The organism is Prosthecobacter sp. (assembly GCF_020439865.1).
In the GTDB taxonomy this organism is placed as follows: domain Bacteria; phylum Verrucomicrobiota; class Verrucomicrobiia; order Verrucomicrobiales; family Verrucomicrobiaceae; genus Prosthecobacter.
In genome coordinates, this window is sequence record NZ_JAGRPF010000009.1 from 39637 (window position 1) to 46701 (window position 7065).

The 7065-nt window shown below is 60.8% G+C and carries 6 protein-coding genes; 4 read left to right on the forward strand and 2 right to left on the reverse strand.

Annotated features, from left to right (window positions below; all coding sequences use genetic code 11):
• The first annotated feature begins 7 nt into the window (after positions 1-7).
• From KDL09_RS00700 to KDL09_RS00710, 3 genes are read left to right on the forward strand one after another with little or no spacing between them, the layout of a single operon-like run.
• Entirely contained in the window at positions 8-1618 is a 1611-nt protein-coding gene (locus KDL09_RS00700) for a sialidase family protein (RefSeq protein ID WP_294380293.1), read from the forward strand.
• 8 nt (positions 1619-1626) lie between these two features.
• Positions 1627-2376 carry a polysaccharide deacetylase family protein gene (locus tag KDL09_RS00705; RefSeq protein WP_294380295.1) on the forward strand — a complete coding sequence of 250 codons (750 nt, stop codon included), beginning with the start codon at positions 1627-1629 and terminating at the stop codon, positions 2374-2376.
• 27 nt (positions 2377-2403) lie between these two features.
• Positions 2404-3261, forward strand: a complete 858-nt coding sequence (locus KDL09_RS00710) for an alpha/beta hydrolase (RefSeq protein ID WP_294380297.1) — start codon at positions 2404-2406, stop codon at positions 3259-3261.
• 6 nt (positions 3262-3267) lie between these two features.
• Here the strand turns inward: KDL09_RS00710 and KDL09_RS00715 are convergent, their stop codons facing one another.
• Positions 3268-3939, reverse strand: coding sequence for an SGNH/GDSL hydrolase family protein (locus tag KDL09_RS00715; RefSeq protein WP_294380299.1), 672 nt, complete (start codon positions 3937-3939; stop codon positions 3268-3270).
• Positions 3940-3942: 3 nt separating this feature from the next.
• Positions 3943-4920 (reverse strand): sugar phosphate isomerase/epimerase family protein, encoded by a 978-nt coding sequence (locus KDL09_RS00720; protein WP_294380300.1) that lies wholly within the window; start codon positions 4918-4920, stop codon positions 3943-3945.
• Between the two features lie 96 nt (positions 4921-5016).
• On the opposite strand from KDL09_RS00720, the gene KDL09_RS00725 reads away from it, so the two are divergent.
• A partial coding sequence (locus KDL09_RS00725) for a PVC-type heme-binding CxxCH protein (RefSeq protein ID WP_294380302.1) occupies positions 5017-7065 on the forward strand: 2049 nt, incomplete at its 3' end.

Genomic DNA, 7065 nt, shown 5'->3' on the forward strand with positions numbered 1-7065 from the left:
GCCCGACATGATTTTTCGCCTCCTTTTTGCTTCATCGCTTCTCATCGCCGCATCGCTTCAGGCCGAGGACATCACCTGGCAGCTTCAGTATGACGCCAAAACGCTGCCTGACGGCACCTGGAGCAGCGTCGGCACTCCGAAGGCCAAACTCGAAGCCGATGGCCTGCGCATCGAGGACGACGGCACTGGCTTCGGTCACTACCGCGCAGCTTGGAAGGCGGACGAGGATGAGGAAATCATCGTCGAGGCCGAGGTGAAGGTCCTTTCGACCACAGGCGCGGTGAAGGGCAAGACCACGTCCTCGCTCTGGCCATGGCGCGATGGTGCGCCGGTGGTCGTGCAAGTGAGCGATGGTAGGCATCAGGAAGGTCTCGCGCTGTTCCCGAACCAGGCGACGAACTTCACCGATCGCTTCATTCCGCAGGACACGACGAACCGTTTTCACACGTATCGGTTCGTCATTCGTGGCACGGACATGCAGATGTTTGTGGATGGTGAACGCAAGGTGGTTGGCCAAGGAGCCTTCTGGAAGCCTGCGGAGTCGAAGGAGCCCTTCATCCTCTTCGGCTCCACCGCCAAGACGGCCACGGGCAACGCGATTTGGAAATCCGTGAAGCTCGGCACGCGAAAAGCGACGGCGCCTTTGCCGAAACCAGAGCTCAAAGTCACCGTCAGCGAGCCGTGGATCATCCCCGAGCGCAAAGGCGTGCCGGAGACGCGGCCTTATTTGTATGACATGGGCAAAGGCCTGCTCCTCATGAGCGTCGCGCAGGGACCGGATGCGTTCTACGAGCCCTACGGCCTCTACAAATCCACCGACGCCGCCAAAACGTGGGTGCCCATCGTTGGCATCGATCAAAAGCCCGAAACTCCTCTCCCATGCCTGCGCCGTCCGGATGGCGGCATCACCGCCATGTCACGCTGGACGTGGTCGCAGCCGGACGGAGCCGTTTGGGGCAAAACCTGGCGCCTCAATGCCGACGCGACCACTTTCACCATGGAGGACAACCGCCTCAAGCTGCCAGCACAGTATGCGAACGAGCAAAAGAGCGACCAGACCATCTGCGAGCGCCACATCTGGAACGATGCCGACGGCGGCATGACGATGGTCGTGTGGACTCGCAAGAATACCAAACGCCCCGATGGCCGCAATCAAACCGAGCGCTGGTCCCATCTCATGCGCAGCACGGACGGCGGCAAAACGTGGAACCACTTCTCCGTCGTCGGCCCCGGCGGCGAGCCCGCCGTGTGCCGCCTGAGCGAAACCGAACAAGTCGCCGTCATCCGCGGCGACCGGAACTCGTGCATGAAGCAGATGTTTTCCCACGACGCTGGCAAAACGTGGACGCCAGCCGTGGAGATGGAGGAAGGACGCGTTCTGCCCGATCTCGTCATGATGAGCAACGGCGTCCTCGCGTGCAGCTACGGCCGCCCCGCGAGCTGCCTCATGTTCAGCCTCGACAAGGGCAAAACCTGGACCTCGCACCACGTCATTTCCGATCGTGTCCGCTTCAACTACACCAGCATCCGCGAGATCAGCCCCGGCAGACTGCTCTACATCCACGACGCGCCAAAGATGACGTGCGTTTATGTGGATGTGGAAGTGCTCGGACGTTAAAAAGCCACATGAAGCCGTTCTCCACTGCCCTGTCCCTCTTGATTATCACGTGTGCTGTCGCGTGGCGCGCACTCGCAGCCGGGCCGGTGCCGGACAAGCTCGTGGTGCTCACGTTTGACGATTCGGTGGCGAGTCAGGCGACGTTTGTGGCTCCGCTGCTCAAGAAGCATGGCTTTGGCGCCACGTTCTTCATCACGGAGGGCTTCGAGTTCCTTGTGGACAAGAAGCACTACATGACGTGGGAGCAGATCAAGGTGTTGCATGACGAGGGTTTCGAGATCGGCAACCACACGCGCAAGCATGCGGGTGTGAACAAGCAGAAGCCGGAACAGCTCGCCGCCGATGTGGAGTTCATCGAGCAGCAGTGCGTGAAGTTCGGCATTCCGAAGCCGGTGAGCTTCTGCTACCCCGGCTACGCGACGAGCGAGGCCGCGGTGAAGCTGCTGCGCGAGCGGGGCTATCAATTTGCCCGCGCTGGTGGCGCGAAGGCCTTCAACCCGAACACGGACGACCCACTGACGATGCCGCAGGCCTTTGATGGCAAGCCGGACAGCACCTTGGAGCAGTTCAAGGCGGCGGTGGCACAGGCGAAGGATGGCAAGATTGCCGTGATGACCTTTCACGGCGTGCCGGATATCAAGCATCCATGGGTGAACACCGATCCGGTGAAGTTCGAGGCCTACATGCAGCATCTGAAGGATGAAGGCTGCACAGTGATTGCGATGCGTGACCTCGCGAAGTATGCGGGGAAGGAGTGACGTGGATTGGCACGTATTGGGAGCACCATGAAGACGCTCCTCCTTTCCCTTGCCCTCAGTGTTTCCGCATTTGGTCAGCTCGTCGTCCAGCGCGACATCCGCTACCTCGACGACGGCCATGCACGGCATGTGCTCGACATCTATGCGCCGGCGAAGGCGAAGAATCTACCGGTCGTGTTCTGGATTCACGGTGGTGGGTGGCAGCAGGGTGACAAATCGGACGTCGAAACGAAGCCGAAATGGTTTGTGGAGCATGGCTTCGTCTTTGTCTCGACGAACTATCGCCTGCTGCCGGAGGTGGACATGGGCACGCTCATCCGCGACTGCGCGAAATCCTTTGGCTGGGTGCAAAAGCACATCGCGGACTACGGCGGTGATCCGAAACGCGTGCTCGTGGGCGGGCACAGCGCGGGTGCGCAGTTGGCGGCGATTCTTTGCACCGACGACCGCTACTTGAAGGAAGTCGGCGCGGATTTCTCGTGCCTCATCGGTTGCGTGCCGGTCGATGGTGACACGTATGACATTCCGGCGATGATCGAGGTGGCTGAAACGCGGGCGCGTGTGCACGGCTTTCCGATGCCGAAGTATGGGCATCGGTTGAAATTCGGCAACGATCCCGCCCTGCACAAAGACTTCTCCGCGGTGACGCACGTGGCGAAGGGCAAAGGCATCCCGCCATTTCTGATCCTGTATGTCGCTCATCATCCCGACAACACGGCCCAGGCGCAGCGCTTCGGCGGCGTGTTGAAGGAAGCCGGAGTGCCGGTGACGCTTTTCGGCGGGCGGGACACGCATCACGTGAAGCTCAACAACGACCTCGGCCTCGCGTCCGATCCAGCGACGAAGGCGCTGGATACGTTTGTCGCGTCGATCGTGAAGAAGTGAGGCGAGCTACTTCGACTGAGGCGGGAGCAGCTTGAGGACTTCGGCCGCCACCTGCGCGCCTTGGGCGGCTTTGCCATCCGCCTTGTAGTGCAGGCTGTCGGCGCACCACTCAGGATGTGGCAGTGTGAGTGCATAGAGATCGTCCACGGGAACACCTTCCTTCTTCATGAGATCGGTGGCAATGCGGTTGCGCTCCGTCACATTCGCGTTGTTGGGAGCGAGTTCTTCAAACTTGCCATTCACGTGCGAGGGCGTGCACGTCGCCCAGATGAGCTTCGCTTTCGGTGCGAGCTTGCGAATGTGCGCGAGCATTTGCGGCAGGAACTCGGCGTATTCCTTCTCGCTCACGGCCCCGATGCCGTGCAGACCGTTGTTGAAGTGAATCACGTCAAAAGTCTCCGCGCCGAGCACGGCGCTGAGCTCCGCATGCAACACGGGATCGCCCACACAGCGCGAGGTGGCGAGACGCGCGACGTAGGCCCTGCCGGCGAGCACCTTCTCGACGTCGGCGCCATAGCCCTGCGTCACGGAGTCGCCGATGAGCAGCACGCGTGGCAGATCGTGCTTGTTGGCATTCGGCATCCAGATGTTGCACCACTCGGTGCCTTCGCGTGGAACGATGCGGTCGGCGGCGATGGTTAAAGTGGCGATCGCGAGGAAAAGCGGGACGAATTTCATGACTCAGACTCCGGCGATGATCTTGTTGAGGCGGTCGTTGAACTCCGGCAGCGGCAGGCCGTTGTCTTCGACGGTGATCCAGCCGTTGTAACCGACGTCGTCGAGCGCCTGCCGCATTTTCGGCCAGTCGATGCTGCCATCACGCGGATGCACGAACTTGCCGCTGTGGTTGTCCGGCGCGAGCGCGTAGTCCTTGATGTGGATCTTCTTGATGAGGCCGCCCAGCGTGTGAATCCAGTCGTGCACGGGCACGAGATACTTCACGTGATTGCCCACGTCGTAGTAGGCCTTCACAAACGGGTGGTTGAAGGACGCGACGAAGTTCTTGTAGAGGTCCGGACGCACCCAGAGGTTGTTCCAGACATTCTCGAGGCCGATGATGACGTTCAGCTTTTCGGCCAGTGGGATGAGCTTCGTCACCTGCTCCTTCGATCCATCGGTCGATTTGTTCTGTAGCATGATGTAGCGCTCGAAGGGTGTGTTGTCGCCCTTCACCACGCGGCTGACGTGGCCGGTTTTCTCATCGAACTCGATGTCAAAGTCCCACGGGTCAGGGATTTTCACCGTCGGGCCGCCAACGCGGCATGGCACGAGCAGGATCGTCTCCGCGCCGAGCCAGTGCGCCGTGCGCAATGCCTTCTCAGTGACCGCATAGCTCGCTGCGACCTGTCCCGGATCGTCGCTGTTAAACTCGGCCCAGCCGCGCAGCACGGAGTGCACCTTCAAGCCAATGCCTTCGACCATTTCACGTGCTTTCTTGGCCTCGGTCTCATCGTCGAAGAGATAGGAGACCTCCACGCCGTCGAATCCGGCCTCCTTCAGTTCGCGCAGGAACTTCTCCTCCGGCTTGCCGACGATCTTGGCCTTCTTGATCTCGGTCTTGAAGATCGCGGCGTTCGACGACGAAAGGAGAGACAGCGACGCTGCGCCAGCGGTGGCGAGGAACTGACGACGGGAGGGCGAGAAGGTGGTTGGTTTCATCGGAGAAACCAAACGCGGTGAGTCGAGACCTTGTTGCCGCCGGACAAGTCCGACTTGTCTGACAGTTCCTACGAGTCAGACTCGTCTGACTACCTCATGAAATCTCTCTGCGTTCTCCTGATCTCTGCAGCGCCCCTCTGCGCCGCCGATACCATCTTCGACGGCAAGACGCTCAATCACTGGAGTGGCAAGGCGGAGCACTGGCGCGTGGAAGATGGTGCGATCACCGGTGAGATCCCCGCGGACAAGCCGCTGAAGGGCAATGAGTGGATCTTTTGGGACGGTGAGGTGCATGACTTCGATCTCACGGTCGAGTTTCGCATCACGGGCGGGCCGAGCGCGAACAGCGGCATCCAGTATCGCTGCCAGCAGAGTCCGGACGGTCATGCGAGCGGTTATCAGGCGGATCTCGACATGGGCGCGGTGTGGCTCGGGCGCATCTACGATGAGCATGGGCGTGCGTTGCTCGTCGAACGTGGCGCGCGCGTGAGCATTGCGCCTGATGGCCGTCGATGGACGGATGTGTTTGCGGAACCGAAGGGCTTTCAAAGCGTGCTCAAACAGGGTGATTGGAACAAATATCAAATCACCGCCACGGCATCGCATGTCGAGGTGCGTGTGAACGACGTGCTCTTCAGTGTACTCGACGATCATGAGGAGAAAGCGGCGGAGTGGAGCGGCAAGATCGCGTTTCAGCTCCACAGCGGCCCCGGACCGGCGAAGATCCAGTTCCGCAATATCCAGCTCACGCATCTAGGCAAGACGGCGATGCCGCAGCGTGCGGATGTGAAGCCGGTAGAAGCGAAAAGCGATGTGGCGAGCATCGCGCCGCCTGCGGAGCTGAATCTCGGCTTTGAAAAAGGTACGCTCGAAGGTTGGAAGGCCGAGGGAGACGCGTGGGAGAAGCAACCGATCGAGGGTGACACCGTCGCGGCCCGCAAGCGCGGCAACTCGCAGCACACGGGCAAGTTCTGGCTCGGTGGCTACGAGCGCATCGGCGACAAAGGCACCGGCACGCTCACGTCATCGAGTTTCGTCGCCACGCATCCGTGGGCGAGCTTTTTGATCGGCGCGGCGCCGGATGCGAAAACGGAGCGCGTCGAGATTGTCGATGAAGCGAGCGGCAAGGTCATTCACAGCAGCAGCGCCGCGCAGCAGGAGAACATGAAGCGTGTGGCGGTGAATCTCGAAAGCGTCGCGGGCAAACGCATCTTCATCCGCATCGTCGATCAATTCAAAGGCGGCTGGGGCCATGTGAACTTCGATGACTTCGTGTTTCACGATGAAAAGCCGTTCTTCGCCAGCGCGGGCGCTTTGAGCATCAGCGGCGACCGCACGAAGCGTGGCGATGAAAGCCCGGTGCTGTGGCATCTGCTGCCGAATCCAGCGCAGCCGACAAAGGTTGCGAATGAGGCGGCACAGAAACTCGTCTCCGGCATTCGCGTGCAGGACGGTTTCCAGGTTGAGCTGATCGCTGCGGAGCCGGATGTGCGGCAGCCGATTGCTTTCTGCTTCGACGAACGTGGCCGTTTGTGGATCGCGGAGGCGTTCAGTTATCCAAATCGCCAGCCCGAGGGGCAGGGTAAGGACCGTATTACCATCCTGGAGGACGCGGATGGTGATGGCTCGTTTGAGACGAAGAAGGTTTTCATCGAGGGACTGAATCTCGTCAGCGGCATCGAGGTCGGCTTTGGTGGCGTGTGGGTCGGTGCCGCGCCGTATTTGATGTTCATTCCGAAGGACGCGAACGACAAAGCGGGCGAACCAAAGATCCTGCTCGATGGATTCGGTTATCAGGACACGCACGAGACGCTGAACAGCTTCCTCTGGGGGCCGGACGGCTGGTTGTATGGGAATCAAGGTGTCTTCAACACGGCCAGCATCGGCAAGCCGGGCTGTGATCCGAAAGACCGCGTCGCGATGCGTGCCGGCGTGTGGCGCTATCATCCGGTGCGGCATGTGTTCGAGGTTTTCTGCCACGGCGGATCGAACCAGTGGGGGCTCGACTACAACAGCAACGGCCATCTCTTCATGACGCACTGCCGCAGCCACTGGGGCAAGGGCGGCACGACGCACGCCATCCGCAACGGCCACTTCTGGAATCAGGCGAACGCGAACTACCCGTCCTACGTTTCCGCCACCGCG